19 protein-coding genes are annotated in these 25745 nt (G+C 61.2%); 11 read left to right on the top strand and 8 right to left on the bottom strand.

The genetic code is table 11. The annotated features are described in order from the left end of the window. Positions 1 to 89 precede the first annotated feature (89 nt). The 3 genes from WDN02_RS04265 (at position 90) to prfA (ending at position 4992) form a co-directional block, all read left to right on the top strand. Entirely contained in the window at positions 90 to 1325 is a 1236-nt protein-coding gene (locus WDN02_RS04265; RefSeq protein ID WP_337292320.1) for an aspartate kinase, read from the top strand. 223 nt (positions 1326 to 1548) lie between these two features. Next, positions 1549 to 3852 carry a phosphoenolpyruvate--protein phosphotransferase gene (gene ptsP, locus WDN02_RS04260; protein WP_337292319.1) on the top strand — a complete coding sequence of 768 codons (2304 nt, stop codon included), beginning with the start codon at positions 1549 to 1551 and terminating at the stop codon, positions 3850 to 3852. Positions 3853 to 3921: 69 nt separating this feature from the next. After that, positions 3922 to 4992, top strand: coding sequence for a peptide chain release factor 1 (gene prfA / locus WDN02_RS04255; protein ID WP_337292318.1), 1071 nt, complete (start codon positions 3922 to 3924; stop codon positions 4990 to 4992). 26 nt (positions 4993 to 5018) lie between these two features. On the opposite strand, the gene WDN02_RS04250 is transcribed toward prfA, so the two are convergent. After that, positions 5019 to 6731, bottom strand: coding sequence for a hypothetical protein (locus WDN02_RS04250; RefSeq protein WP_337292317.1), 1713 nt, complete (start codon positions 6729 to 6731; stop codon positions 5019 to 5021). 144 nt (positions 6732 to 6875) lie between these two features. Between WDN02_RS04250 and WDN02_RS04245 the strand changes: the two genes are divergently transcribed. Beyond that, positions 6876 to 7220, top strand: coding sequence for a DUF6460 domain-containing protein (locus WDN02_RS04245; protein ID WP_337292316.1), 345 nt, complete (start codon positions 6876 to 6878; stop codon positions 7218 to 7220). Positions 7221 to 7234: 14 nt separating this feature from the next. Here the strand turns inward: WDN02_RS04245 and WDN02_RS04240 are convergent, their stop codons facing one another. The 3 genes from WDN02_RS04240 to panB are packed head-to-tail and all read right to left on the bottom strand — an operon-like array spanning position 7235 to position 9560. Then, a complete protein-coding gene (locus WDN02_RS04240) occupies positions 7235 to 8347 on the bottom strand; it encodes a quinone-dependent dihydroorotate dehydrogenase (protein ID WP_337292315.1) in 1113 nt (370 codons plus the stop codon). After that, the gene (locus WDN02_RS04235) at positions 8344 to 8688 is read right to left on the bottom strand and encodes a DUF952 domain-containing protein (protein ID WP_337292314.1); all 345 of its coding nucleotides are present in this window, start codon (positions 8686 to 8688) and stop codon (positions 8344 to 8346) included. The genes WDN02_RS04240 and WDN02_RS04235 overlap by 4 nt, the downstream gene beginning before the upstream one ends. A 59-nt stretch (positions 8689 to 8747) precedes the next feature. Then, positions 8748 to 9560, bottom strand: a complete 813-nt coding sequence (gene panB, locus WDN02_RS04230; RefSeq protein ID WP_337292313.1) for a 3-methyl-2-oxobutanoate hydroxymethyltransferase — start codon at positions 9558 to 9560, stop codon at positions 8748 to 8750. 100 nt (positions 9561 to 9660) lie between these two features. Here panB and dnaG point away from each other — a divergent pair, with 100 nt between their 5' ends. The 6 genes from dnaG to WDN02_RS04200 all read left to right on the top strand — a co-directional run bounded on the left by dnaG (position 9661) and on the right by WDN02_RS04200 (position 20311). Continuing rightward, a complete protein-coding gene (gene dnaG / locus WDN02_RS04225; protein WP_337292312.1) occupies positions 9661 to 11613 on the top strand; it encodes a DNA primase in 1953 nt (650 codons plus the stop codon). Between the two features lie 334 nt (positions 11614 to 11947). Then, the gene (rpoD, locus tag WDN02_RS04220) at positions 11948 to 13996 is read left to right on the top strand and encodes an RNA polymerase sigma factor RpoD (protein ID WP_337292311.1); all 2049 of its coding nucleotides are present in this window, start codon (positions 11948 to 11950) and stop codon (positions 13994 to 13996) included. A 168-nt stretch (positions 13997 to 14164) separates the two neighbouring features. After that, positions 14165 to 15655, top strand: coding sequence for an NAD(P)/FAD-dependent oxidoreductase (locus WDN02_RS04215; RefSeq protein WP_337292310.1), 1491 nt, complete (start codon positions 14165 to 14167; stop codon positions 15653 to 15655). Between the two features lie 2 nt (positions 15656 to 15657). After that, complete coding sequence (locus tag WDN02_RS04210) at positions 15658 to 16122, top strand: GtrA family protein (RefSeq protein ID WP_337292309.1); 465 nt, start codon at positions 15658 to 15660, stop codon at positions 16120 to 16122. Beyond that, positions 16119 to 18107, top strand: coding sequence for a hypothetical protein (locus WDN02_RS04205; RefSeq protein WP_337292308.1), 1989 nt, complete (start codon positions 16119 to 16121; stop codon positions 18105 to 18107). The genes WDN02_RS04210 and WDN02_RS04205 overlap by 4 nt, the downstream gene beginning before the upstream one ends. Before the next feature lie 110 nt (positions 18108 to 18217). After that, a complete protein-coding gene (locus WDN02_RS04200) occupies positions 18218 to 20311 on the top strand; it encodes a hypothetical protein (protein ID WP_337292307.1) in 2094 nt (697 codons plus the stop codon). Here WDN02_RS04200 and WDN02_RS04195 read toward each other — a convergent pair. After that, positions 20308 to 21279, bottom strand: coding sequence for an inorganic phosphate transporter (locus tag WDN02_RS04195; protein ID WP_337292306.1), 972 nt, complete (start codon positions 21277 to 21279; stop codon positions 20308 to 20310). The two genes, WDN02_RS04200 and WDN02_RS04195, sit on opposite strands and share 4 nt — an antisense overlap. A 120-nt stretch (positions 21280 to 21399) precedes the next feature. Between WDN02_RS04195 and WDN02_RS04190 the strand changes: the two genes are divergently transcribed. Beyond that, positions 21400 to 22848, top strand: coding sequence for a hypothetical protein (locus WDN02_RS04190; RefSeq protein WP_337292305.1), 1449 nt, complete (start codon positions 21400 to 21402; stop codon positions 22846 to 22848). Between the two features lies 1 nt (position 22849). Here the strand turns inward: WDN02_RS04190 and cbbX are convergent, their stop codons facing one another. The 3 genes from cbbX to WDN02_RS04175 all read right to left on the bottom strand — a co-directional run bounded on the left by cbbX (position 22850) and on the right by WDN02_RS04175 (position 25699). Next, positions 22850 to 23758 carry a CbbX protein gene (gene cbbX / locus WDN02_RS04185; RefSeq protein ID WP_337292304.1) on the bottom strand — a complete coding sequence of 303 codons (909 nt, stop codon included), beginning with the start codon at positions 23756 to 23758 and terminating at the stop codon, positions 22850 to 22852. Between the two features lie 9 nt (positions 23759 to 23767). After that, positions 23768 to 24172 carry a ribulose bisphosphate carboxylase small subunit gene (locus WDN02_RS04180; RefSeq protein ID WP_337292303.1) on the bottom strand — a complete coding sequence of 135 codons (405 nt, stop codon included), beginning with the start codon at positions 24170 to 24172 and terminating at the stop codon, positions 23768 to 23770. A gap of 66 nt (positions 24173 to 24238) precedes the next feature. Next, a complete protein-coding gene (locus WDN02_RS04175; protein ID WP_337292302.1) occupies positions 24239 to 25699 on the bottom strand; it encodes a form I ribulose bisphosphate carboxylase large subunit in 1461 nt (486 codons plus the stop codon). Between the last annotated feature and the right edge of the window lie 46 nt (positions 25700 to 25745).

Raw genomic sequence — 25745 nt, 5'->3', positions numbered from 1 at the left:
GGTGTAAACGCGCCGCATTGCCGCGGCCGGCCCGGCCGCCGCGGTGAACCATTTTTAGAGCCCGAATCAAGAAAGCGCTGCCGGATCCGATGGGCCGCCTTGTGATGAAATTCGGCGGAACCTCCGTCGCAGGCGTCGACCGTATCCGCAATGTGGCGCGCCATGTCCAACGCGAAGTTGCGGCCGGCCACGAAGTTGCGGTCGTCGTCTCGGCAATGGCCGGCAAGACCGATGAGCTCGTCGCGCTCTGCAAAGACGCCTCCCGTCGCTACGACCCGCGCGAATATGATGCCGTTGTCGCTTCGGGCGAGCAGGTGACCGCCGGTCTGCTCGCAATCGTTCTCAACGATATGGGCATCCCGGCGCGGTCCTGGCAAGGCTGGCAGGTGCCGATTCTCACGACGGAGGCAGCCAGCGCCGCGCGTATCTCGGCGGTGAACGGCGAACACATTCTCGCGGGTTTTCTCGCCAAGGAAGTTGCCGTCGTCGCTGGCTTCCAGGGCATGAGCGCCGCCACGGGCCGTATCGCGACGCTCGGCCGGGGCGGCTCCGACACGAGCGCCGTCGCGATCGCCGCGGCGATCAAGGCGGAACGCTGCGATATCTACACGGATGTGGACGGCATATATACGACCGATCCGCGCGTTGTGCCGAAAGCGCGGCGGCTTGACCGTATCGCCTTCGAAGAAATCTTGGAAATGGCCTCGCTCGGCGCCAAGGTGATGCAGGTGCGCTCAGTCGAACTTGCGATGATGAAACGCGTCAAGACCTATGTGCGGTCTTCATTTGACGATCCCGACAGTCCGAGCCCTGGCACTTTGATTTGCGATGAGGAGGATATCGTGGAGCAGCAGGTCGTGACCGGCATCGCCTTTTCACGCAACGAGGCGCAAATCACCTTGCGCCGCGTCGCCGACCGGCCGGGCGTGGCCGCGGCGATTTTCATGCCGCTCGCGGACGCGCATATCAACGTCGATATGATCGTCCAGGTCGCGTCCGACGACACTGTGACGACCGATATGACGTTCACGGTTGCCGCCAACGATTACGACCGCGCCCGCGCGATTTTGGAAAAAGCACGTGCCACGATCGGCTATGCTGCATTGCAGGGTGCCGTTGATGTTGCCAAGGTTTCGGCGATCGGTATCGGCATGCGCAGCCACGCCGGCGTCGCGGCGCTGGCGTTCAAATCGCTGTCGGAAAAGGGCATTAACATTCGCGCGATCACGACGTCTGAAATCAAATTTTCAATATTGATTGACGCCGCCTATACGGAACTCGCGGTCCGCACGTTGCACACGCTTTATGGTCTTGATCAGGTCTAAATCCGCGTAACTTTTTCGCGGCCTGTCGTTTGAACGCTTGCGGTCTGATCTTTGCATTCGCTATAGGAAGGTGTCGCGTTTCGCTGGCACCGGCTCTTAACTATGGCGGAGTTCTTTGCGGACCCGTCTGATCGCCGCGGCGCCATCGTTGGAGGAGCGTGCGGCGGGCGTTCCTCCTGATCGATCGCTTTCAGTCCCCCTGTGGATAAGCTTGTGCCGACCTATGAATCCCAGGCCGAAGGGCCGGAACAAGACAAGGCAGTGCGCACGGTACCGGGGGGGCCCGCGTCAATTGCTGCGGCGCCTACGCGAGGTCGTGGCCGAGCCGATCAGCCCGCAAGATCGCCTCGATAAGATCGTCATCCTCATCGCCGCAAATATGGTGGCGGAGGTTTGCTCGGTTTACGTTCTGCGCGCCGACGGCCGACTTGAACTTTTCGCCACGGAAGGTTTGAATCGCGAGGCCGTCCATCTCACTTCGATGCGGAAAGGCGAGGGCCTTGTCGGCCTGATCGCCGAATCGGCCGAGGCGTTGGCGCTCGCCGATGCACAACACCATCCTTCGTTTTCCTATCGGCCGGAGACGGGCGAAGAAATTTATTCCTCGTTCCTCGGCGTGCCGATCCTGCGCGGCGGCAACACGCTGGGCGTCCTCGTCGTGCAGAATCGTGCGCGCCGCGTCTATCTCGAAGAGGAGATGGAGGCGCTACAGACGACGGCGATGCTGCTCGCCGAAATGGTCGCTTCGGGCGAACTGCAGTCGATCGGTCTGCTCGATACCGAGATCGCGCTCAACCGGCCGGTGACGCTGAAAGGCGTGCCGCTCGCGGATGGTGTCGGGCTTGGCTACGTCGTGCTGCACGAGCCGCGCGTCATCGTAAAACAACTTGTTGCCGAAGACGTCAAAGCCGAGACGGACCGGCTCGAAACCGCGATCACCGGCGTACGCGAATCGATCGACAAATTGATTGAGCGCGGCGACCTTGGTCATGGCGAGCATCGCGAGGTGCTCGAAGCCTTCCGCATGTTCGCTTACGATCGTGGCTGGATGCGTCGGCTGCGCGAGGCGGTCGCGACGGGTCTCACGGCTGAGGCTGCGGTCGAGCGCGTGCAAAACGATGCGCGTGCCCGGCTGCAGCGCCAGACCGACCCTTATCTGCGCGAACGCCTGCACGATCTCGACGACCTTGCCAACCGGCTGCTTTATCAGCTCGCTGGCCGCGATTTCGTAACCGCGCAATCAGAACTGCCCGACAACGCCATCATCGTCGCGCGTACGATGGGACCGGCGGCGCTGCTTGATTATGATCGCACCAAATTGCGCGGCATCGTGCTGGAGGATGCGGGCCTTTCGAGCCATGTCGCGATCGTCGCCCGGGCGCTCGGCATTCCCTCGGTCGGCGAAGTCTCGAACATTCTCTCTTTCGTCGAGCCCGGCGATGCCTTGATTGTCGATGGTTCGACCGGCGATGTACAGGTGCGCCCGCCGGGCGATGTCCAGAACGCTTATGCGGAAAAGGCCAGACTGCGCGCGCGGCGGCAGGAGCAATATCACAAGCTGCGCGACGTTCCTTCCGTCACCAAGGATGGCACTGCGTTCGAATTGCATATGAACGCCGGCCTTCTTGTCGATCTTCAGCATGTGGAAGAAACCGGCGCGACCTCGATCGGCCTGTTCCGTACCGAATTGCAATTCATGATCGTTTCGCAATTCCCGCGGATCGAACAGCAATATGATTTCTATACGGCCGCTTTCGCGTCTGCCGGGGATCGGCCGATCACTTTCCGCACGCTGGATATCGGCTCGGACAAAGTGCTGCCCTATATGACGCAGGCCGAGGAAGAAAATCCTGCGCTCGGCTGGCGCGCGATCCGTATTTCGCTCGATCGTCCGGCGTTGCTGCGGATGCAATTGCGCGCGCTGCTGCGGGCCGGTGCCGGTCGCGATTTGCGGATCATGTTTCCAATGGTCGCCGTCGTTGACGAATTCGCCAGGGCGAAAGTTTTAGTCCAGCGGGAAATCGCTTTTCTGAAGCGCCATAATTACGGCGTGCCGCGCGAAGTGCAGCTCGGCGCAATGGTCGAGGTGCCGTCGTTGCTCTGGCAACTCGACGAAATTTGCGCCCAGGCCGATTTTCTGTCGGTCGGTACGAATGACTTGATTCAATACATGTTCGCCGCCGATCGTGAGAACAAGCATGTGTCGAGCCGGTTCGATCCTTTATCGGCGCCGCTGTTGCGGGCCTTGCGCGGAATCGTCGAAGCCGCTTCGCGCAACAAGACGCCTGTGACGCTCTGCGGCGAGATGGGCGGCCAGCCGCTGGAAGCGCTCGCATTGATGGCGATCGGCTTCCGCAAATTGTCGATGTCCGCGTCCTCGATCGGCCCGGTCAAGGCGGCGTTGCTTGCCACAGACCTCGCGGCGGTGAGCAAATTGGTCGGCGGTCTGATCGATGCCAAAGACGGCGCACGTTCCATCCGTGAGCCGCTCAACGCATTCGCGATCGCGCAGGACATTCCCCTCTAGACCACCACTCCAGGCCTGCGCTCTAGCCGCGGCATTGACGGGGTCGCCGCGATAAGCTCTTAGAAAGTCATGCTGCCGCAAGACAAGCTCGATCTCATTCTGCGCCGTCATACCGAAATTTCGGATCGTCTCGCCTCGGGTCCCGATTCGACAACCTTCGTTGCGCTTTCGCGCGAATTGGCGGAACTCGACGACGTCGTCACCGCGATCCGCGCTTATCGCAGCGAAGTCGGCGAGATCGCGGGACTCGATTCGCTCCTCAACGATCCGAAGCTCGACGCCGAGATGCGCAGCCTCGCGGAGAGCGAACGCACGGAGGCGCGCGACCGGCTCGCGGTGCTCGAACAAAAGCTGCGCATCTCCTTATTGCCAAAGGATGCCGCGGACGAGAAAAGCGCCATCCTCGAAATTCGCGCCGGCACGGGCGGCGACGAAGCGGCACTTTTTGCGGGCGATCTCTTCCGCATGTATCAGCGCTATGCGGAGACCAAGGGCTGGCGCGTTGAGATCGTCTCGGCGAGCGAAGGCGCGCTTGGCGGCTTTAAGGAGATCATTGCCGAAATCGAGGGCCGTGGCGTGTTCGCCCGGCTCAAATTCGAATCCGGCGTGCATCGGGTGCAACGTGTCCCGGAGACCGAAACGCAGGGCCGCGTGCATACGTCGGCGGCGACGGTCGCCGTTTTGCCGGAAGCGCAGGATGTCGACATCGACATCAATGAGAAGGATCTGAAGATCGATCTCATGCGCGCGCAAGGCGCTGGCGGCCAGCACGTCAACAAGACGGAATCGGCGATCCGCATCACGCATCTGCCGACGAATACGATCGTCTTCGTGCAGGACGAGCGCTCGCAGCACAAGAACCGGGCGCGGGCGATGGCGCTCCTGCGCGCGCGGCTTTACGACACGCAGCGCCAGAAGCTCGATGCCGAACGCGCGGCGGACCGGCGTTCGCAGGTCGGTTCAGGCGATCGCTCTGAGCGCATCCGCACGTATAATTTTCCGCAAGGCCGCGTCACCGATCATCGTATCAATCTGACGCTTTATAAGCTCGACAAAGTGATCACCGGAGAGGCGCTCGATGAAATCATCGACGCCCTGATCACCGAGCATCAGGCGACGCTGCTGGCGAGCGAGAAGTAAACCTCTCACCACTTCGATCCGATGCTTCAATCCGGTCCGACAAGCTGGCCCGGCGGTGGCAACGCCGGTCCGCTGGGTATTGTTTGATGGCCGTGCAACAGGCTTGCGAAAACGCCCGCGAAGGTCGCATCGAGCCCAGCGAAAATCGTATTGTTGGCGAGCGCGGCAATGGGCCAGCCCTGCTGATGGGTGAAGAAAAAATGTGCCATGAGCGCGACCGCAATTACCAGCGCCGCGCCCGCGTCGAGGGCATTGGCGCGCTTCAACAAGGTTAGAGCCAGGACCGGTGCAATCAGGCTTGCCGAAAAAACGGCTGCGAGAAGCACGAGCGTGCGCGGATCAGCGCGATGATGCGCAAAGAAATACCCCGCAAGAACGACAAGCAGAATTGTCAAAGCCCGCGCGATCGCCAGACGGCGGCTCACGGGCCCAAACCGGCGGCGATTTGGGTGATAGATGTCGTGGCCGAGGCTCGTCGTGAAAGATTGAATGCCGGAGGCCGCAACGGCGATGCCGAGCGTCATCGCAAAGACCGACGCCAGGCCGCCGAGGACCGCGCCCAGGTGCGCCAGATCGGGCAGGTTTTCGAGAAGATAGGCGGCGCTCGCGCCGATGTCTCGCGGCCGCAAGCCTGCCGTTAAGCCAGGCAGTGCGCCGCAGGCGACACCGATAGCGATCGGATCGTTGGTGGCCGTGCCGCAGAGTGTCAGTCCGCTCGCGCCGCCTGTCAGCACTTGCGCGGAGACCTTAACCGGGTCTTGTCCGATAAGGACGTCGTCAAGCGCATAGGATGCGCGCGACAGGCTGGTGATAGAAAGAAGCGCCAGCACGCCGATGAAAAACACAGCCAGCGGTCCGGCCCTTAGCGCCGTAATTCGCCCGTCGCTCGCGACCGATGGCCCAAACAACGGCGTCAAGGCCGCAAGCCCGAGCCCCAACGCGACGGCAATTGCGGGATTGAAGGCGGGCGCAGGCTCCATCGCGGCGAGTTGCACGAAGCGTGTCATGCCAAACCCAAGCGGCGATTGGTGCAGCAGGGCGAGTATCGCGGGCAAGCCGAGCGCGGCCAGAGTCACGATCGTTCCGCCGGCCGCAAGCCAGATGACGCCGGAAAGGCCCCCGGGCACGATCAAAAGAATGAGCAGGAAGCCGACAACGAAAATGCCGAGGCCGCGGCTCGCCCCTGTCGTCGCGATAAAGGCGCGCAGCGCGATGTCATAACCTGCCAGCGCGATGAAAACGGCGCAGCCGGCGGCAATGCCGGCAACGACGCACCGCACCAGCGGATGCGGGAAGCGCATCCCGACGAGATCGGCAATCGAGAAAGCGGCGCTGCGGCGCAGGTAAGGCCCAGTGATGCAGAGCGCAGCAGCGAGCCCCAACGCGAAACCCATGGCGAGCGAAGAAAAGCTGACATCCGGCAGGAGGGGCGGCAAAAACGGCAGAAACAATCCCGCCGCGAGGCCGGCATAGGCAAGCGCCGTATAAGCCGGCGGCAGATTGCGGCCGCCGGCGTAAAATTCCGCCGGTCGCATTGTGCGCAAGCGTGTCGCGATGACGACGAGCCCAGCGAAGATCAGAGCCCAGACACAAAAGCGCAGGGCAATATCGGGTAGACCGATGCGCGCCAGCACCGCCAGCAAACCGAGTCCGACGACGAAGGCCGCAAGAGCGAAGCTGAAGCCGGCATCAATCGAAGCGCGCCCGAGATTGGCGTCGGAATTGTGCTTTTGCGTCATTGGGAACCTGGGACAAGCGGGCGAAGCACATCATAAAGCCATCGCAATCGTTGGGAAACATAGCTACCGGCACTGTGAGGCGGCGCACTTGGTCTTGGCCGGGGCGCGCCTACATAAGCCTCGCATTTTGCCAGAGAGGCCATCATGGTCGAGGATATCAAGACAGCACCGCCCCCTGCCGGCGCTTGGGCACCGGCCGAAGTTTCGGACTGGAGACCGCAGCCGAGGACGCCGCTGGCGCGCTTTCTCGGCGGCTCGCCGGTGCATGTGTTTCTGCGGCTGCTTGTATTGTCGCTGCTTGTTGGTGCCCTGCTGATGTGGCTCGACATTCGGCCTTATGACATCATTGAGGGCGTCGTGCGCTTTGCGCATAGGATATGGGCGCTCGGCTTCGGCGCCATCCGTCAGGTTGGTGATTATATCCTGGCAGGCGCCATTATCGTGGTGCCGGTCTGGTTCATCTCGCGGCTTTTGTCGTCGCGGTCCTAATCGAACTTATTTGGTCAGATTTCCGCATGTAATTGGGCATTGGACATTCGGCCCGCTGCCCATTCCTGCGCATGCCGGCCGCGAAGCGCCGCGAGATTATCGACGCCCGCGTTTGTAAGCCGCGCCAGCAATCCGCGCTTGATGTCCGCCGCGATGCCGATGCCTTTGTAGATGAAAGCCGAATAGAGCTCGACGAGATCGGCGCCCGCTTCGATCTTGGCGAGCGCGGTGGCGGCATTCTCGACGCCGCCGATTCCGATCAGCGGAAACGCGCCTTCCACGCGCAAAAATGCGTGCGCGAGCAGCCAGGTCGAAAGATGAAACAGCGGCCGGCCGGACAGGCCGCCTTGCTGGGCTGCGATTTGATAATCGGCGAGATTTTCCGGCCGCGACAAAGTCGTGTTCGAAATCGCCAGGCCATCGACACGGCAGCTTTTGCAAACCTCGACGATCCCGTCGAGTTCATCGAGCGTCAGGTCCGGCGCGATCTTGACGACAATGGGCACACGCCGCGGTGCCATCTCGCGTGCGGCGAACACGTTCGCCAGCAGGACATTTAACGCGCTCTGATTTTGAAGATCGCGTAAGCCCGGCGTGTTCGGTGAGGAAATGTTGATGACGAAAAAATCCGCCACGTCAGCGAAGGCTTTGACGCCTTCGACGTAATCCATCACGCGATCCCCGGACTCTTTGTTGGCCCCGAGGTTCACGGCGACGAGACCGCCGCGGCCGCGCCGGGCCGCAAGCTGCTCATGCGCAAAGGCGTGCCCGAGGCTGTTGAAGCCGAGCCGATTGATGATGGCGCTGTCGCGCGGCAACCGAAAAATGCGTGGCCGCGAATTGCCGGGCTGTGGCAGCGGTGTGACCGTGCCCGCTTCGACGAAGCCGAAGCCGAGCCGCAGGATCGCATCGACTGCCTCGCCGTTTTTGTCAAACCCTGCCGCCAGCCCGAGCGGATTGGGGAAATCAAGCCCGAACGCTTTCACTGCGAGGCGAGGATCATCCGGCGCCGCTAGGGGCACCGGGAGCAGCCCCAGCCCGCGGACCGCCAGGCGATGCGCGGTTTCCGGCGGTAAGCGCAAAGCAATCGCATGTGCCGCGCTCGTCAGCGGGTGCGGCCGGCTCATGGAAACTTTTCGTCCAATTGATGCGAGCCGTCGGGTCCGAGCGGCAAAGTCGCAACCGAGACGACGGCATCCAGCTTCAGGGGCGCGTAGAGATGGGGAAACAGCGCCCCGCCGCTTGCGGGTTCGTAACGCAATTTGGGGCCGAGACGCTTGGGATCGAGGCCGACGAGCATCAGGTTGTCCTGGCCGGCGAAATGCCGCGCTGCTGTGCCGCGGACCTGCGCCGAGGTCGAGAGATGAATAAAACCGTCCGCCTCATCGGCAGGCGAGCCGCTGAAAACGCCCTTCAACTCAGCCTGATGCCAAAGCTCCGCCGGTGCAATTTTGTAGATGAGTTCCATCCCGCTAGCGCTCTCCCAAAGCGCAAGGCTTCGCGCGTTCTCTGATCGGACGCAAGAGCCTATCCGCCGCCGTTTTCGAAGGCGAGCAGCGCTTCTTCCGGCATGGCGAACGTGTTGGCTTCGGTCGGAAAGGCATGGTCGCGGACGTCGCGGACATAGGAGGTCATCGCCGTTGCGATCACCGGGCCGAGCTCGGCATAGCGCCGGTTGTGGCGGAAGCTTGCGCCGGTCAATCCGAGCAGATCGGTGATCACAAGAACCTGGCCATCGGTGTAGCGCCCGGCGCCGATGCCGATCGTCGGCGCGCTAATCGCTTGCGTCACACGCGCGGCGACAACTTCGGGGATCAATTCCAGCACCAGCAGGGCGATGCCGGCCTTGTCGAGAGCGATCGCGTCACGCACCAATTGATTTGCCTCGGCCGCCGAACGTCCACGCAATTTCTTGTCGAGATGCGTTTGCGGCTCAAGGCCAAGGTGCCCGCAGACGGGAATACCTGCGTCAATGATGGCGGCGGCGATCTCGGGATGTGCGCCTTCCAATTTCACGATGTCCGCCCCGGCATCGCGCAAAGTGCGAGCGCTGGCAGCCGCCATCTCCGGTGTCTCGTAAGTGCGATAGGGCAGATCGGCGAGAATCGGTGTCGAAGGTGCGCCGCGACGAACCGCCCGGACGTGGTGCGCGATATCGGCCAGTTGCACCTCCTGCTCGCTGGCATAGCCGAGCAAATTGGTGCCGACGCTATCGCCGACGAGGATAAGATCAACGCCAGCTTCAGCCTCGGCCTTGGCTGTTGGGAAGTCATAGCCCGTGAGCACCGCAATCGGCCGGGCCTGCCGCTTCATCTCGAAAAAACGCGCTTTGATGTCCATAAATGCCCAAGCCTCAGCAGCCGCTGTGTATAGCGGGAATAAGTTTGGTCCCCGCCGCGGGCCTTATCTATAGTGCGAAAGGCCAAATCAGAAGGCGCCGATGCGTTTCCCCGCCTCATTCCTTGATGATCTCAAAGCCCGCCTGCCGGTGTCGGAGGTGGTGCGCCGCCGTGTCAAGCTGACGAAGGCGGGGCGCGAATGGCGTGGGCTTTCGCCCTTCAATTCGGAGCGCACGCCATCCTTCTACGTCAACGACCAGAAGATGGCGTGGTTTGATCATTCGGCGAATAAGAACGGCAACATTTTCGATTTCCTGATGGAGACGGAAGGGCTCTCGTTTCCCGAAGCGGTCGAGCGGCTGGCGCAGGACGCCGGGCTGCCCTTGCCGCGCGCGACGCCAGAGGCGGAGGCTCAGGAAAAGCAGCGCGCGAGCCTGCATGATGTTCTGGAAATCGCCACCGCGTTTTTCGTCGCCACGCTGGCCAGTGGGGCCGGCGGCAAGGCGCGTGATTATCTCGCCGGGCGCGGCCTCACACCGGCGTTGCAAAGCGAATTCCGGATTGGCTATGCGCCGCCTGACAAATTTGCCATGCGCGATTATCTCGCCGGTAAGGGCATCCAGGCCGAGGCGATGATCGAGGCTGGGCTCCTTGTCCACGGCGACGAGATCGCCGTGCCTTACGACCGTTTCCGCGATCGCGTGATCTTTCCGATCGCTGACCGCAACGGCCGCGTCATCGCATTTGGCGGCCGGGCGCTGAGCAAGGACGTTCAGGCGAAATATCTCAATTCGCCCGAGACGGTGCTCTTTCACAAAGGTGCGGTGCTCTACAATCATCACCGCGCCCGCAAGGCCGCACACGACAATAATAACGGCTTGGGCAGCGTGATCGCGGTCGAAGGCTATGTCGACGTCATCGCAATGTCGGCGGCAGGCTTTCCGCAATCCGTCGCGGCTTGCGGCACCGCGCTCACCACCGACCAATGCGAATTGCTCTGGAAAATGGCGGAAGAGCCGATCCTCTGCTTCGACGGCGATCGTGCCGGGCGCAAGGCCGCCTTCCGCGCCATCGATCTGGCGCTGCCGCTGATCGGCGTCGGCCGTTCATTGCGCTTTGCGCTGCTGCCAGAAGGCCAGGATCCGGACGATCTGGCACGCAGCGGCGGGTCGGCCGCGATCGGTAGCGTGATCGAAGCGGCGCTGCCGCTCGTCGATCTGATCTGGCAGAGGGAAACGGAAGCCGATGTGCTGGCGACGCCCGAGCGCCGTGCCGCGCTGGAGCATCGCCTGTTGGCGCTGTGCGGCGAAATCCGCGACGAGACATTGCGGCGGCATTATCAGGCCGAATTCCGCGAACGGCTTGGCGGCCTCTTTCAACGCCGTCGTCCCGATAATGCGCCGGGATTTGGAGGCCGCAATCGCCAGCCGCAAACGGAGCGCCGCGAATTTCGCCGCGGCCGGTTCGCGCCGGCTGAACCGCAGGCCTATACCTCGCTACCGCTCTCCGTCGGTGCAGATCTTGCGCGCTCGCCGTTCCTCCGGTCGAGAGCGGCTGATTTATCCGCCCGGGAATCTTTGATTTTTTTGATCCTGCTCAATCATCCGGGGCTTCTCGATCCTTACGGCGACGCTTTCGCTGAGCTTGACCTCGGTGCCAACGAAGCCCTCGCCCTGCGCAATAGGATGCTTGATCTTTGGGCGCATGGGTCGCTGCCCGCGGACGAATTGCGGGCAGGGCTGGCCGCTGCTGGTTTTGACGCCTTTTTGCGCCGTCTCGATGCCAGCGCGCATGCGATTCTCTGGATTGTTTCGCCCCAAGCCGCTGATTCGGACGCAGAAGAGGCTTTGAAACAGGCGTTGGCCTTGCATCATAAGATGCGGGCGCTAAATAGCGAATTGCATTCGGCGCAGATCGCCTTGGCGCAGGACGCCAGCGAGGTGAATTTGGCCCGATTGCTGGATATTCGCGAGCAATTATCGGCCCTTACGGGAACCGAAGCAATGATCGAAGGCTTTGGTGCGGCCTCCGGCCGGCAGAGCGGAATGGCATAATGGATTAAGCGTGAGCGCCTAAGGTCTTCACTTGAAGGGATTTTCGCCTGACGCTACAAGGTCCGGTCCAGTCGTTCGGCATGAAATTCGTAAGCGAATTCGCTTGGCGCGCAACCAGATTTTAAGCCTCTGTCGGCCATCGCAACAATGCGACGGCGACAGAATTGGCGTGATTGGGCTTCGCGTGTTCAGACACGGCCTATCGACGCGAATAGGGAATTGAGTTCGATCGGGAGCGCACTCCCGCAGGAATGAAATGGGCGGGACGCCGCCCGGCGCCAGGGACGTGGCGCATCGGCACGGTAGCTTGGCTACCGCGATCAAAGAGGATTCGATGGCGAAGAAAGACAACGAGAAAACCGAAGCCGAAGGCACTGCCGCCGTCGAGACCTCCGATAGCCCGCTGCTGGATATGTCGGATGCCGCTGTCAAGCGGATGATCAAGCTCGCCAAGAAGCGTGGCTTTGTCACTTATCGCGAATTGAACGCGGTGCTGCCGTCCGAGGAAGTCAATTCCGAACAGATCGAAGACATTCTCGCGATGCTCAATGAAATGGGCATCAATGTCATCGAGGCTGAAGAGGCCGAAGAAGCCGAGGCTGAGGAGGAAGAGGAAGAAGCCGAGGGCGGCGAACTCGTCGAGATGACGCAGTCGAAGGCACTCGCAACCCAAAAATCCGAACCGGCCGATCGCACCGATGATCCGGTCCGCATGTATCTGCGCGAGATGGGCTCGGTCGAGCTGTTGTCGCGCGAGGGCGAAATCGCCATTGCCAAACGTATCGAGGCCGGTCGCGAGGCGATGATCGCGGGCCTCTGCGAAAGCCCGCTGACCTTCCAGGCCATCATCATCTGGCGCGACGAGTTGAACGAGGGCAAGGTTCTCCTGCGCGACATCATCGACCTGGAAGCGACCTATGCGGGGCCGGACGGCAAGAACACGCCGAAGATCGACATGACGGCGCCTGGTGCGCAAGAGGCGCTTGCCGCGCAGCGTGCCCCGGCGACGGCGCCGATCAATCCGCCCGCGGGCCTGCGCCCCGCTGGTGATGGCGACGAGGAAGCCGAGCCGCCGATCTCTGAAAACTTCGACGAAGAGGACGATATGGAAAATTCCGTATCGCTCTCCGCGATGGAATCCGAGTTGAAGCCGAAGGTGCTCGAAACCTTCGACCGCATCGCCGATGCCTACAAGAAGCTCAACAAGCTTCAGGTGCAGAATGTCGAGAGCAAGCTCAAGAACGAGACGCTGACGCCGGCGCAGGAGCGCCGCTATAAGACGCTCAAGAAAGAGATCGTCGTCGACGTCAAATCGCTGTCGCTCAATCAGAACCGCATCGATGCACTGGTCGAGCAGCTTTACGACATCAACCGGAAGCTCATCGGCCTCGAGACGAAGCTGCTGCGTCGGGCGGAAGAATCCGGCGTATCGCGCGAAGACTTTCTCAAGAATTATCATAATTCCGAGCTCGATCCGAAATGGCTGTTGCGGGTCTCGAAGCTCGGCGGTCGCGGCTGGAAGGATTTCACCGCGCGCGGCAAGGATCATATCCGCGAAATTCGCACGGACATCCACGATCTCTCCAAGGAAACCGGTGTCGAGACGCAGGAATTCCGCAAGATCGTTCAGGTCGTGCAGAAGGGTGAGCGCGAGGCGCGTCAGGCCAAGAAGGAAATGGTCGAGGCGAATCTGCGGCTCGTCATCTCCATCGCCAAGAAATACACCAATCGCGGCCTGCAATTCCTCGATCTGATCCAGGAAGGCAATATCGGCCTGATGAAAGCGGTCGATAAGTTCGAATATCGGCGCGGCTACAAGTTCTCGACCTATGCAACGTGGTGGATTCGTCAGGCGATCACACGCTCGATTGCGGACCAGGCCCGCACCATCCGCATCCCGGTGCATATGATCGAGACGATTAACAAGATCGTCCGCACCTCGCGCCAGATGCTGCATGAGATCGGTCGCGAGCCGACGCCGGAGGAGCTGGCCGAGAAGCTCGCCATGCCGCTCGAAAAAGTGCGCAAGGTCTTGAAGATCGCCAAGGAGCCGATCTCGCTCGAAACGCCGATCGGCGACGAGGAGGATTCGCATCTCGGCGATTTCATCGAGGACAAGAACGCCATCCTGCCGATCGACGCGGCGATTCAGAGCAATCTGCGCGAGACGACGACGCGGGTGCTCGCCTCGCTCACCCCGCGCGAGGAGCGCGTGCTGCGCATGCGCTTCGGCATCGGCATGAACACGGACCATACGCTGGAAGAAGTCGGCCAGCAGTTCTCGGTGACGCGCGAACGAATCCGCCAGATCGAGGCGAAGGCGCTGCGTAAGCTCAAGCACCCGAGCCGGAGCCGGAAGCTGCGGAGCTTCCTGGATAATTGATCCTCTCGTCCGGCCGGGGCTCGTTCCCGGCCAGAGTTACCAAAGCCTTGTGATCGTTCGGCGCTTTCGCCGATCCGTCTAAGCCCGCCTTAACTTATTAATGGTCTTCTCTCCCCGCTGAGCATCGGCCCTGCCCCCGACGCTCCAAGATGCGCGCGGGAGAAGCCTTTGAAAAAGCTCGATGCCCTGGTCATTGGGGCCGGCCCGGCCGGATTGACGACCGCCTATAGTCTCGTCAAGGCGGGCAAGTCGGTCCTCGTCATCGAGCAGGACCCGGACTATGTCGGCGGCATTAGCCGCACCGCGCATTACAAGAATTATCTCTTCGATATCGGCGGCCATCGCTTCTTCTCGAAGTCAAAAGAGGTGGTCGATCTCTGGAATGAGATCCTGCCCGACGATTTCATCGAGCGGCCGCGCCTGTCGCGCATCTATTATCGCGATAAATTCTATTCCTATCCGCTGAAGGCGTTCGAGGCGCTGAGCAATCTCGGGATTTTCACCAGCGCCTTGTGTGTCGGCTCCTATGCCTACGCCAAGCTGAACCCGGTGAAGGACCCGAAGACCTTTCACGAATGGGTGCGCAATCAATTCGGCGAGCGGCTCTTCTCGATCTTCTTCAAGACCTATACGGAAAAGGTGTGGGGCATGAGCTGCGACGAGATTTCCGCCGAATGGGCGGCGCAGCGCATCAAGGGGCTGAGCCTCGGCGCCGCAATTGCCGACGGCCTACGCCGTTCGCTCGGCCGCAAGAAGTCGGGCGCCGTTGCCAAGACGCTGATCGAATCGTTCCGTTATCCGCGCCGCGGCCCCGGCATGATGTGGGAAGCCTGCGCCAGCAAGGTGAAAGCGCTTGGCGGCGAGATCGTCATGGACCGCAAGCTGCGCTCGCTCAACTATGACAAGCGCACGGGCAATTGGTCTGTCGCCGTGGAAAGCAGCAACGGGCAGGTTGAGCATTATACCGCGTCGCATGTCGTCTCTTCGGCGCCGGTGCGCGAATTAGTCTCCGCGCTGAAGCCGACGGCGCTGACGCTGCTTCACGCGCGCGAACTTAAGTATCGCGATTTCCTCACCGTCGTGCTGATCGGCGAAACCAAGAACGAGTTGCCCGATAATTGGATCTATATCCACGATCCGAAGGTGAAGGTCGGCCGCGTGCAGAACTTCCGCTCCTGGTCACCGGAAATGTTGCCGGATGAAACTTCGACTTGTCTCGGTCTCGAATATTTCTGCTTCGAGGGCGACGGCCTGTGGAATTCGACCGATGCGGACCTGATCGCCCGCGCCAAAGGCGAGATCGGCGAGATTGGCCTGATGGACCCAGCGGATGTTCGCGACGCCTGCGTCGTGCGGCAGAAGAAGGCCTATCCCGTCTACGACGAGACCTATGCCGACCATATGAAGGAAATCCGACGCGAGTTGCGGCTTTCCTGCCCCAATCTGCATCTCGTCGGCCGCAACGGCATGCACAAATATAACAATCAGGACCATGCGATGATGACCGGCATGCTCACTGCCGCCAACATCATTGCCGGCGAAGAGCTGTACGACGTCTGGCAGGTGAACGAGGATGCCGAATATGGTGAGGCCGGCGCCTCCGGCGCGCAGGAGGCGTTGAAGAGCCTCCGTCTCGTGCCGAAGCGCGTGGCGGCCTGAGCATGAGTGCTGTCGATTCTGTATCGCACGTTGAGCGCGGCACGCCATTGGCGCCGAGCAAGTCGCTGCGTGTGCTCATTTCCGATCTTTTCGGTTATGGCCTCGTCAGCGCCGCAGCGCTGGGTCTTGATTGGGGACTCCTGATTGCCTTCGTCAAAGCTGGCTTGAATTATCAAGTCGCGTCGACGATCAGTTTCACACTCGGCATGTTGCTGGCCTATGCCGGCAGCGTACTGCTGATCTTTCGCGGCCGCCGCCAACGTACTATCGGGGCGGAGGCCGTCGGCTTTTTCGCCATCGGCTTTCTCGGCCTCGCCCTGAACCAGGCGCTGCTGTTCGCCTTCGTGCATTTCGCTGGCCTCGGCGTCGGTCTCGCCAAGGCGCCGACGGCGGGCTTCGTCTTCACGTTCAATTTCTTTGCCCGCCGTACGCTGCTGTTCGTGTCTGAGGCGACCGCCGCGAAATGAAGGCGCGCGCTGCCCTTTCGTTCGATGCCGCACCCAAGGCATCGGCGCGGGTCCATGTTGAAACGCATCAATCGATGTTTGCCATGGCGCTGCATGAGGGCGGTATCGGGCTTTGCCTTATCGCCATCGCGCTTTGGACTCTGACGCATCCGTTTCAAGGCATCGCCGGCGACACGAACGTCTACATCGGCCGCGTGCTCGCCGATCTCAACCCGACGGGCATTGGCCGCGACATGATGTTCGTCGATGACGGACAATCGCGGTTTAGTCTGTTTCCGTTTCTGCTTGATCATCTCGTCGGGGCGTTGGAAACGCAGACGACGGTGATGCTGCTAGCGATCCTCGCGATGGCGGCCTGGATGTCGGCGCTCGCGCTCTTTGCGCGCCATTATGTCGCCAGGCGGTTGGTTCCTGTCGTTTTGATCTTCGTCGCCGTGCTGCCGACCTTCTATGGATCGATCTGGCATTTCGGTTATTCCGAAATTCAATGCGTGCCGCGACCCTTCGCCGAAGCCTTTGTGCTCGGCGCATTGGCAGCGCTAGCGGTGCGTCGCACGCTTTTAAGCGCTGCTTTGCTTGTGCCGGCGACGCTTCTTCATCCGATCATGGCGCTCGCGGGATGGGCGGTGTTGGCGATCGTTCTCTGCGTCGAAGACCGGCGCTGGCTGGTTGCCGTGGGATTGGCCGTCGTTGCCGCGATCATCGCCGGTGTTTTGGGCCTGCCGCCCTTCGACCGGCTCGTGCGGCTCATGGACCCGGATTTGAAGGCGCTGGCGCAAAGCCGCAGTGGCCTTCTCTTTCCGACGCATTGGTCGCTCGCCTCTTACGCACCGATTGTGTTGCAATCCGCAACCATCGCGGTCGCCGCGAGCTTCTTCGAGGGGCGGCGAAAACACATCTTGCTCGCGGTCATTCTTGCCGGCATTGGCGGCATTGCGGCGCAATCCCTGTTCGGCGATGTGCTGTCTGTGGAACTCGTCATCCAGGCGCAGCTTTGGCGCGTGACGTGGCTGCTGGCCGCGATTGGCGCCGTCGCCATGGCCATCTGCGCGCTCAAGCTTATTCAAAACGGGCGGGTCGGCTATTTGGTTCTCGCGCTGCTGACCGCGGCGTGGCTCTGCTATGCGGACTTTGTCACAGTGAGCGCGCTCTGCGCAGCGGCGCTCATCGTCCAGTTCAACGCCGCCCGGTTGGCGAGCGTCGTGACGCGGCGTGTCGTGATCGTCGCGTGGGTCTGCGTAGCGGCTTATGGGCTGCTGCTGAACGTACTTTACCTCGAGCAATTTGGACGCTTTTTCGCGAGCCTTCCGGTGGCAGGGCCGGGCGGTGTCACCTATTTCTGGAACAATTGGCGCTATATCGCTTTTCCAATTGCCGCCGCGGCGCTTGCATTGGCGTTGGCGCCGCGCGCCTGCGTGACATGGGCGATCGAGGGACTGGTAGCGCTCACTCTCGCGATCCTTGTCTGGCACCTCTGGGACGACAGGTCGGCATTTCAGAAGCTCGTCGACCGCAATCGACACCCCGCGGCGCTCGAACAATTGCTCGCGGCAAAGAATGGCGAAATCCTCTGGCTTGGTGGCCAGACCGAAGCTTGGTTCCTGACCGGACGGCCGCAATGGGCCTCGCCGCAGCAGGGCGTCGGGACGATCTTCTCGCCGAAGCTCGCGCGCGAATGGCGTGCGCGCACGCAATTTCTCATCGACAATGGATTGGTCGAGAAAGAAGCTCTTGCCGTCACTCACAATGTTTCGAGCGCCGAGCTGCCCGTCGTGACGCTGCCTGCGGTCAGCCATCTCTGTGCCCGTGCGGATGCGCCCGCCTGGATCGTCGCCCCCGTTTACGAGGGCACGACATTGCCGACCGCGCTGAAGGCGCAATATTGGACTCCACCTGTGCCCAATTTTCGCATGACAGAAGAGCCGGACGGATATGTGTGGCACCGCATTTCGACCTATGCGGTTCTCCCCTGCGCTGGGAGCTGATCATTGTTCAGACGCGTTTTCTTCACGCGAACCGGTGCCACTTCGCTCGAAAACGCTTTTGGCCTAAAAAGCCTTGAAAAAGCCAGCCGGGTGCGGCTCTCTGCGGCTGAATGAACGCCTTTTCCATCGCTTTCACGCCGCTGTTGCCGCCCGCGCTTCTTTGGGGCTTTGCAGCCTTGGCGCTTCTGGTCACCGCCTTGTCGCTGCTTCGCCGCCGGCGTGGCGCGCTTTTGCGTGCGCTTGGCCTCGGCCTCGTGCTGCTCGCGCTGACCGATCCGTCGCTGGTGCGGGAAAACCGCAAGCCGCTGAAAGACGTCGTCGCCATCGTGGTCGATCAAAGCGGCAGCCAGACCATCGGCGACCGCATGGCGCAGACGGAGAAAGCAACCGCCGATCTGAAGCGGCGGCTTGAGGCGCTTGGCAATATCGATGTGCGGATCATCGAGAGCGGCCGCAACGACACCGAGAACAATGGCACGCGGCTCTTCTCCGCGCTCAACGAGGGGCTCGCGGATGTTCCGGCGGAGCGGATCGGCGCCGTCTTCATGATCACCGATGGCGTCGTACATGACATTCCGTCAAGCACCGCCGCGCTCGGCTTCAAGGCGCCGCTGCATGCGTTCATCACCGGGCATGAGGGTGAGCGCGACCGGCGCATCGAGCTCTTGACCGCGCCGCGTTTCGGTATCGTCGGCAAGGACGTGACGCTGGAATTGCGCGTCGACGATACGGCGAACGGCACGGAACCAGTCGTCCTTCATGTCCGCCGCGACGGGAATCCGATCGCCGATGTCACCGCCGCAATCGGCGAGACCATTAGCGTGCCCGTGAAGATCGAGCACGGTGGGCCCAACGTCGTCGAGCTCGAAGTCGAGGCGCTCCCCGGCGAATTGACTGCGCTCAACAACAAGGCCGTGCTGACGATCGACGGCGTGCGGGACAAGCTGAAAGTTCTGCTCGTTTCCGGCGAGCCGAACCAGGGCGAGCGGATGTGGCGCAATCTCTTGAAGTCCGACGCCAATGTCGATCTCGTCCATTTCACGATTCTGCGGCCGCCGGAGAAGCAGGATGGCACGCCGATCAACGAATTGGCGCTGATCGCTTTTCCGACCGCGGATCTCTTCGGCCGCAAGATCACCGATTTCGATCTCATCATCTTCGACCGCTATTCCAATCAGGCGATCCTGCCTGCGGTCTATCTCGACAATATCGTGCGCTATGTGCACGACGGCGGCGCGCTGATGATCGCGGCGGGGCCGGATTTTGCGTCGTCGGACGGCATCTATTATTCGCCGCTGGGCGCGCTATCACCGGCCGAGCCGACGGGAGATGTGATCCAGCAGGCGTTCCAGCCGGCGATTACGGCTGTCGGCGCAAAGCATCCCGTGACGCGAGGCCTGCCAGGCGCGGACGAAACGCCGCCGGCCTGGAGCCGCTGGTTCCGTCAGGTCGATGCGACCGTCAACCGCGGCACCAATGTCCTGTCCGGCGCCGACAACAAGCCGCTGCTCGTGCTCTCACGTGAGGACAAAGGCCGCGTCGCACTGCTTCTGTCGGATCAGATGTGGCTCTGGGCGCGCGGCTTTCAGGGTGGTGGCCCGCATCTCGCGCTGCTGCGGCGCCTCGCGCACTGGCTGATGAAGGAGCCGGAGCTTGAAGAGGAGGCCTTGCGCGCCACGGCGCAGGGCGACCAACTTTCTGTCGAACGCCAAAGCCTGAAGGATCAGATTCCGCCCGTGCGTGTTTTCGCGCCATCCGGCAAGGAAATCACGGCGACGCTGAAACCGGCTGAGCCGGGCCTGTCGCGTGCGGACGTTAAAGTCTCGGAACTCGGACTCTATCGCGTGACCGACGGCGGCCTGACCACGCTCGTCAATGTGGGGCCGGAGAATCCGCGCGAATTCCAGGAGGTCGTCTCGACGACCGAGAAACTGCGGCCACTCGCGGAGGCGACCGGCGGCACGGTACGCCGCATCGGTGCAGCGCATGGCAGCGATGTCTCCTTGCCGCGGATCGTCGCGATGCACAACAGCCCGGTTTATGGCGGCTCGGATTACGCGGCGATCAAGCGGACCGATTCCGCGCAAGTTACAGGCATCGGCATTGCGCCGCTTGCTATCGGCTTTCTCGGCCTGCTGTTCCTGCTGGCGAGCGCCATTGCAACCTGGCTTTACGAAGGACGTAGCCGTGGCGTGCGGGCTTAGCGGACGCCGAGCGCACGTGACGCCAAAATGTAAAGCAGGAACGAGGCGGCGCCGGCGAGGATCGGCGTAAAGAACCAGGAAAAGACAATCTCCGTCAGGGCGCGCCGATTTAATGTGTTACGGCCCCTCGCGCGGCCGGCGCCGGCGAGGCCGCCAATGAGCGCCTGATTCATCGATGTCGGATAGCCGCAGATCGCCGCGGTATGCGCAGTCAAGCTCTGCGCGAGCTTGGCGCCGACGCCCATATTTAGGTCAAGCTCAGCGATGCCTTTGCCCATTTTTTCGAGGATCGGCCGCCCCCAGGTCAAAGCTCCGAGTGCCATGACGAGACCCCCGGCAAAACCGGCCTTCATCGGTGTCGCGAGCTTCAGCCCATAGAAGACGCCGACGGCATTGCCGGTATTGTTCGCGCCAAGGGTATAAGCGGCATAGCAACAGCCCGCGAGCAAAGCCCAGCGCAACATACGCGTCTTGAGCCCAGAGTGCTGCCGCATCGCGAGATCGATGAGGCGCGTGAGAACGAAACCGAGCAGCGCGCTGACAAGCGGTGTGCCGATCCAAGTCACGAACAACAGGATCACTGTGCTCGACCAATTGACCGGCGCCCCCATACCGAGACCGGCGCCAACGACAGAAAAGCAGGCGAGCTGTGAGGTCGAGACCGGCCATTTCATGTAGGTATTGGCTGCCGTCACGAACGCCGCGGTCAGCATCATCACCATGCCGCCGAGGGGGGTCATGAATCGGGCGGGGATGATGCCGGAGCCGATGGTCTCGACCACATGGCTGCTCGCGAAGGTCGCGCCAAGCAGGACGAAGGTCGCGATGAGAGCCAAGGCCGTCATGGGATTTTTGATAATTCCGGCGCCATAGGCCATGCCCATCGTCGCGCCGGTGTAATGCGAGCCGATCGTCCAGCCGAAGAATAGGCCGGAGAGCACCAAGCCGGCTGTCAAAAAAGTTTCCATCCCCGTCCCTTAGGGCTTCCGGCGCGAATTGCTTCGCAAGCCAGGCTTTAAGGATTTAATCCATTATAGGCGCTTTATAGGAGAGCTGATCGTCAGCATCGCTCGGGGCGGCCGTTCGTCATGCCAAAACGTAAAGAATCTCACGGCCCGCTCACACGCCACGCGATAGATCTCCTATTTCTCGGCGCTCTATTTGCGTTTCTGTATCTGTTTCATGAAATCTATGTCGACGACGCGTTCATAAACCTGGCTTACGCGCGAACGTTCGGTGAAAGCGGTGTTTGGGGAATGCACTTTCCCTATGTCTCCAATGCCGCGACATCGCCGCTCAACGTTCTGCTGCCCAGCGCACTGATCAGGGCCGGGCTCTCCGGGCTCTGGGCCGTCTACGCGCTGGAATGCCTTCTGGCTGCCGTCATCTTCTTCGCTCTCAAATTCACGGCGCGCTGCATATATTTTCCGCCCTTCTGGGCTTATGTCGCGACGCTTGCGCTGTTCACGAATCCGCTGCTCGTTTCGACCTCTGGCCTCGAAACCTATCTCTTCATCGCCATCCTGCTCGGCTGTTGCATCGCTTATGTTCTGGAGCGCTATCTGCCGCTTGGCCTTGCGGCGGGACTTCTGGTTCTCGCGCGGCCTGACGGTGTTTTGCTGCTCGCTCCGCTTTTCATCCTGATGGTCGCAGCGCGACAAGTGCCGCAATTCGGCAAGGTCATGATCGGCTTTGTCCTGATAGTCGGCGCCTGGAGCGTATTTTCCTGGTTCGATCTCGGCTCGATGATTCCGGACACTTATTTTATCAAACGTAAGGAAGCCGCCTGGCACGGCTTTTCGTTCGCGAACGGACTGGCGCTCTACTATCATAAATATCCCGTCGCGACCTTCCTCTCGCTCATCCTCGCTGTCTTCGTTCCTTTCGGCCTGGCGCTTGCAAAAGGCAATTGGCTCTGGCGCGCCTTCGTCGTGCTCGTCGGCGGGTTGGCGCTCGTACAATATATCGCCTACGGCCTGCTCAATCTGCCGCCTTATCATTGGTATTATGGAATTCTTATCGGCGCCGTGGTGCTGATCGGCTCCGCAGGCCTCGTTGCAATGGCGGAACGTGTCTCGCGTCGCGTCGCGCTGGGACTTGCGGCCGCGATCATTTTTGCTGGCGCGGCAACATGCGCCGAAGCCGCGATAGTGCGCAGGCAAATGCCGATCACCACCAATCTCGGCACGATCGCACAATATCGTGCCATCGCCGATTGGATGAACGCGCATATTCCGATTGACGAGTTCAAGATAGCCGGTGAACTCGGCGTCATCCAATATTACGGCCGTGCCGATGCGGTTAACAACTTTTCGGATCGGCGAATTTTGCTCGATCTGTTGCATCGCTTGCGCCATGGCTCTCCCGGCAAATGGCTGGCGGACATGAACTTCGCACATCTTGCGATGCGGCCGCACGTCGCGTCAGACTATTTGCTTGAAGAAAATTGCAAGACGAGCGCGGATGCGATCAAGACCTGGACAACGTCGTCGAGCTGGAACGATTCCATCACCTGGTGCCTGAGGCACGAAAAATAAATCAACTCTGTGGCGGGGCCTGGCTGAACACGCGACTCGCACGTACATCCTGCGCAGAGATCGTCGTCAGATCGTCGAGCGTCACAAGGCCGGGGCGCTCGAATTGGCGGTTGGCTTGGCGTAACCGCATCCGGTCGAGCGCATTGCGGATCGAACGGGCGTTGGCGAAATGCGGCTGTTTGCGCCGCGCGGCGATGTAATCTCGGAAGGTCGCCGCGCCTTCGGCATCGAAATGATAGCTGAGCGACGTCAGCATCATCTCGGCAATGCTCATCAGCTCCTCGTCGCTATAATCCGGAAAGTCGATGTGATGCGCGATGCGCGAGCGGAAGCCTGGATTGGCGCGGAAGAATTTATCCATCCTTTCAGCATAGCCGGCAAAGATGACGACCAGATCGTCGCGCTGGTTCTCCATCACTTGCAGCAGGATTTCGATCGCTTCCTGCCCGTAATCGCGCTCGTTCTCCGGCCGGTAGAGATAATAGGCTTCATCGATAAACAGCACGCCGCCCATTGCCTTCTTCAGGACTTCCTTCGTCTTCGGCGCGGTGTGGCCGATATATTGGCCGACGAGATCGTCGCGCGTAACCGAGACGAGATGGCCGCGGCGGATGTAGCCGAGCTTGTGGAGAATCTCGGCCATTCTGAGCGCTACGGTGGTTTTGCCTGTGCCGGGATTACCAGTGAAGCTCATGTGCAGCGTCGGCGTTTCCGTCACAAGGCCCATGCGTTTGCGGACGCGATCGACGACCAACAAAGCGGCGATCTGGCGGATACGCGTTTTTACTGGCACGAGGCCGATGAGTTCGCGGTCAAGCTCGTCGAGGATTTCGCCGACCTGCGTTTCAGCCAGCTCCTTGTGCAGGTCGATCGCGATCGGCGAGGTTTCAGTTGCCAGTGGCTCTGTCATGCCACAACCTCAGACGTTCGCCAGCGGGCGCGCCTGCAATGTGTATTGAATCGCCTGGCTGCCAAGCTCGTTGCGCGTCAGAATGAAGCCAGGCTCTTCTGCGGGCCGGCCGACGATGAAGGAGATGCGCACACTCTCCCAGCCATGCGAAGAGTCGAAGCCGGAGAGGCGGATGTATCTGCGTCCCGCATGCACCTTGCGACAGGCGTTGAGTTCAAGCATCACCGCCGCCGCATCCTTGATGTCGAACATCGGCAGGCCCCACATCTCCCAATAAGTGTTCCGCGGGTGTGGATCATCGGTGAATTCGATGTTCACCGCCCAGCCTCTGTCGATGCAATATTGGACTTGCGCGCGGATGTCCGCATCGCTCAATTCCGGCAGGTACGAAAAGCAGCCTTGGGTCACGCGCATTTTCGTTCTCCTATTCATGTCAGCGCAGGATCTTGTCCGAAAGTCTGCAACTTTTCGGAATCATGCTTACTGCGCCGCGGTGGCGGTCGGTACGAAATCCGGCGTGTCGGTCGAGGAATAATTGAAGGTCACGTCCTTCCACGTCTCGAGCGCCTGGCGCAGCGGCAGACAGGTCTTCGCCGCCTGTTCGAGGATCTCCTGACCTTCGTTCAGCAAATCGCGTCCAGCGTTGCGGGCGAAGATCATCGCTTCGAGCGCCACGCGGTTGGCCGTCGCGCCGGCTTCGATTCCCATCGGATGGCCGATCGTACCGCCGCCGAATTGCAGCACGCAATCTTCGCCGAGCAAGTCGATGAGCTGGTGCATCTGTCCAGCGTGAATGCCGCCGGAGGCAACGGGCATGAGCTTGTTGAGCGACGCCCAGTGCTGATCGAAGAAGATGCCGTGTTCGAGCGCAACCGGATTATAGTCCTCGCGGCAGATGTCGTAATAGCCGCGCACGTTATTGGGGTCGCCTTCGAGTTTGCCGACGACCGTGCCGGCATGAATGTGATCGACGCCGGCGAGGCGCATCCATTTCGCGATGACGCGGAACGACACGCCATGCGACTTCTGCCGCGTATAAGTCGAATGGCCGGCGCGATGCAGATGCAAGACGATATTATTCCGGCGCGCCCATTTGGCCATTGACTGGATCGCCGTATAGCCGACGACAAGATCGATCATGACGATGACGGAGCCGAGTTGCTTGGCGAAATCGGCGCGCTCGTACATGTCCTCCATCGTCGCGGCGGTGACGTTGAGATAGGTGCCCTTGATTTCGCCGGTTAAAGCCTCGGCCTTCGCCACGGCTTCCATGCAATAGAGAAAACGCTCGCGCCAATGCATGAAGGGTTGTGAATTGATGTTCTCGTCGTCCTTGGTGAAGTCGAGCCCACCCTTCAGCGCCTCGTAGACCACGCGGCCGTAATTGCGGCCAGAAAGGCCGAGCTTCGGTTTCACAGTCGCGCCGAGCAGCGGCCGGCCAAATTTATCGAGGCGCTCGCGCTCGACGACAATGCCGGTCGCCGGGCCCTGGAAGGTCTTCACATAGGCGACGGGGAAGCGCATGTCTTCGAGCCGCAGGCCTTTCAGCGGTTTGAAGCCGAAAACATTGCCGATGATCGAAGCGGACAAATTGGCGATCGAGCCCGGCTCGAAGAGATCGAGATCATAGGCGATGAAGGCGAAATAGGAGCCGGGCGCATTTGGCACCGGGTCGACGCGATAGCATTTGGCGCGATATTTCTCGCTGGCGGTGAGTCGATCCGTCCAGACAACGGTCCAGGTCGCGGTTGAAGATTCGCCGGCAACGGCGGCAGCCGCCTCAATCGGATCGACGCCATCCTGCGGCGTGACGCGAAAGACCGCGAGGATGTCGGTGTCCTTCGGCTCGTAATCGGGCTGCCAATAGCCCATATCGCGATATTCCATCACACCCGCCGAATAGCGGCTGCGCTTCTCGGCGGGCGATTTCTTGTCGAGCATGTCGCGACTCCTTAAAGGTCGTTGGCGCCCCCGCGAAAGCGATACC

The organism is Methylovirgula sp. (assembly GCF_037200945.1).
GTDB lineage: Bacteria > Pseudomonadota > Alphaproteobacteria > Rhizobiales > Beijerinckiaceae > Methylovirgula.
Note: the sequence above shows the minus strand (reverse complement) of the source record. Positions and strands in the feature narration are given on the sequence as shown.

What these genes read in the sequence shown, in the direction of transcription:
- WDN02_RS04265 (WP_337292320.1), top strand. Translation starts at nt 90, where the DNA reads ATGGGCCGCCTTGTGATGAAATTCGGCGGAACCTCCGTCGCAGGCGTC.
- ptsP (WP_337292319.1), top strand. Translation starts at nt 1,549, where the DNA reads ATGAATCCCAGGCCGAAGGGCCGGAACAAGACAAGGCAGTGCGCACGG.
- prfA (WP_337292318.1), top strand. Translation starts at nt 3,922, where the DNA reads ATGCTGCCGCAAGACAAGCTCGATCTCATTCTGCGCCGTCATACCGAA.
- WDN02_RS04250 (WP_337292317.1), bottom strand. Translation starts at nt 6,731, where the DNA reads ATGACGCAAAAGCACAATTCCGACGCCAATCTCGGGCGCGCTTCGATT.
- WDN02_RS04245 (WP_337292316.1), top strand. Translation starts at nt 6,876, where the DNA reads ATGGTCGAGGATATCAAGACAGCACCGCCCCCTGCCGGCGCTTGGGCA.
- WDN02_RS04240 (WP_337292315.1), bottom strand. Translation starts at nt 8,347, where the DNA reads ATGAGCCGGCCGCACCCGCTGACGAGCGCGGCACATGCGATTGCTTTG.
- WDN02_RS04235 (WP_337292314.1), bottom strand. Translation starts at nt 8,688, where the DNA reads ATGGAACTCATCTACAAAATTGCACCGGCGGAGCTTTGGCATCAGGCT.
- panB (WP_337292313.1), bottom strand. Translation starts at nt 9,560, where the DNA reads ATGGACATCAAAGCGCGTTTTTTCGAGATGAAGCGGCAGGCCCGGCCG.
- dnaG (WP_337292312.1), top strand. Translation starts at nt 9,661, where the DNA reads ATGCGTTTCCCCGCCTCATTCCTTGATGATCTCAAAGCCCGCCTGCCG.
- rpoD (WP_337292311.1), top strand. Translation starts at nt 11,948, where the DNA reads ATGGCGAAGAAAGACAACGAGAAAACCGAAGCCGAAGGCACTGCCGCC.
- WDN02_RS04210 (WP_337292309.1), top strand. Translation starts at nt 15,658, where the DNA reads ATGAGTGCTGTCGATTCTGTATCGCACGTTGAGCGCGGCACGCCATTG.
- WDN02_RS04205 (WP_337292308.1), top strand. Translation starts at nt 16,119, where the DNA reads ATGAAGGCGCGCGCTGCCCTTTCGTTCGATGCCGCACCCAAGGCATCG.
- WDN02_RS04200 (WP_337292307.1), top strand. Translation starts at nt 18,218, where the DNA reads ATGAACGCCTTTTCCATCGCTTTCACGCCGCTGTTGCCGCCCGCGCTT.
- WDN02_RS04195 (WP_337292306.1), bottom strand. Translation starts at nt 21,279, where the DNA reads ATGGAAACTTTTTTGACAGCCGGCTTGGTGCTCTCCGGCCTATTCTTC.
- WDN02_RS04190 (WP_337292305.1), top strand. Translation starts at nt 21,400, where the DNA reads ATGCCAAAACGTAAAGAATCTCACGGCCCGCTCACACGCCACGCGATA.
- cbbX (WP_337292304.1), bottom strand. Translation starts at nt 23,758, where the DNA reads ATGACAGAGCCACTGGCAACTGAAACCTCGCCGATCGCGATCGACCTG.
- WDN02_RS04180 (WP_337292303.1), bottom strand. Translation starts at nt 24,172, where the DNA reads ATGCGCGTGACCCAAGGCTGCTTTTCGTACCTGCCGGAATTGAGCGAT.
- WDN02_RS04175 (WP_337292302.1), bottom strand. Translation starts at nt 25,699, where the DNA reads ATGCTCGACAAGAAATCGCCCGCCGAGAAGCGCAGCCGCTATTCGGCG.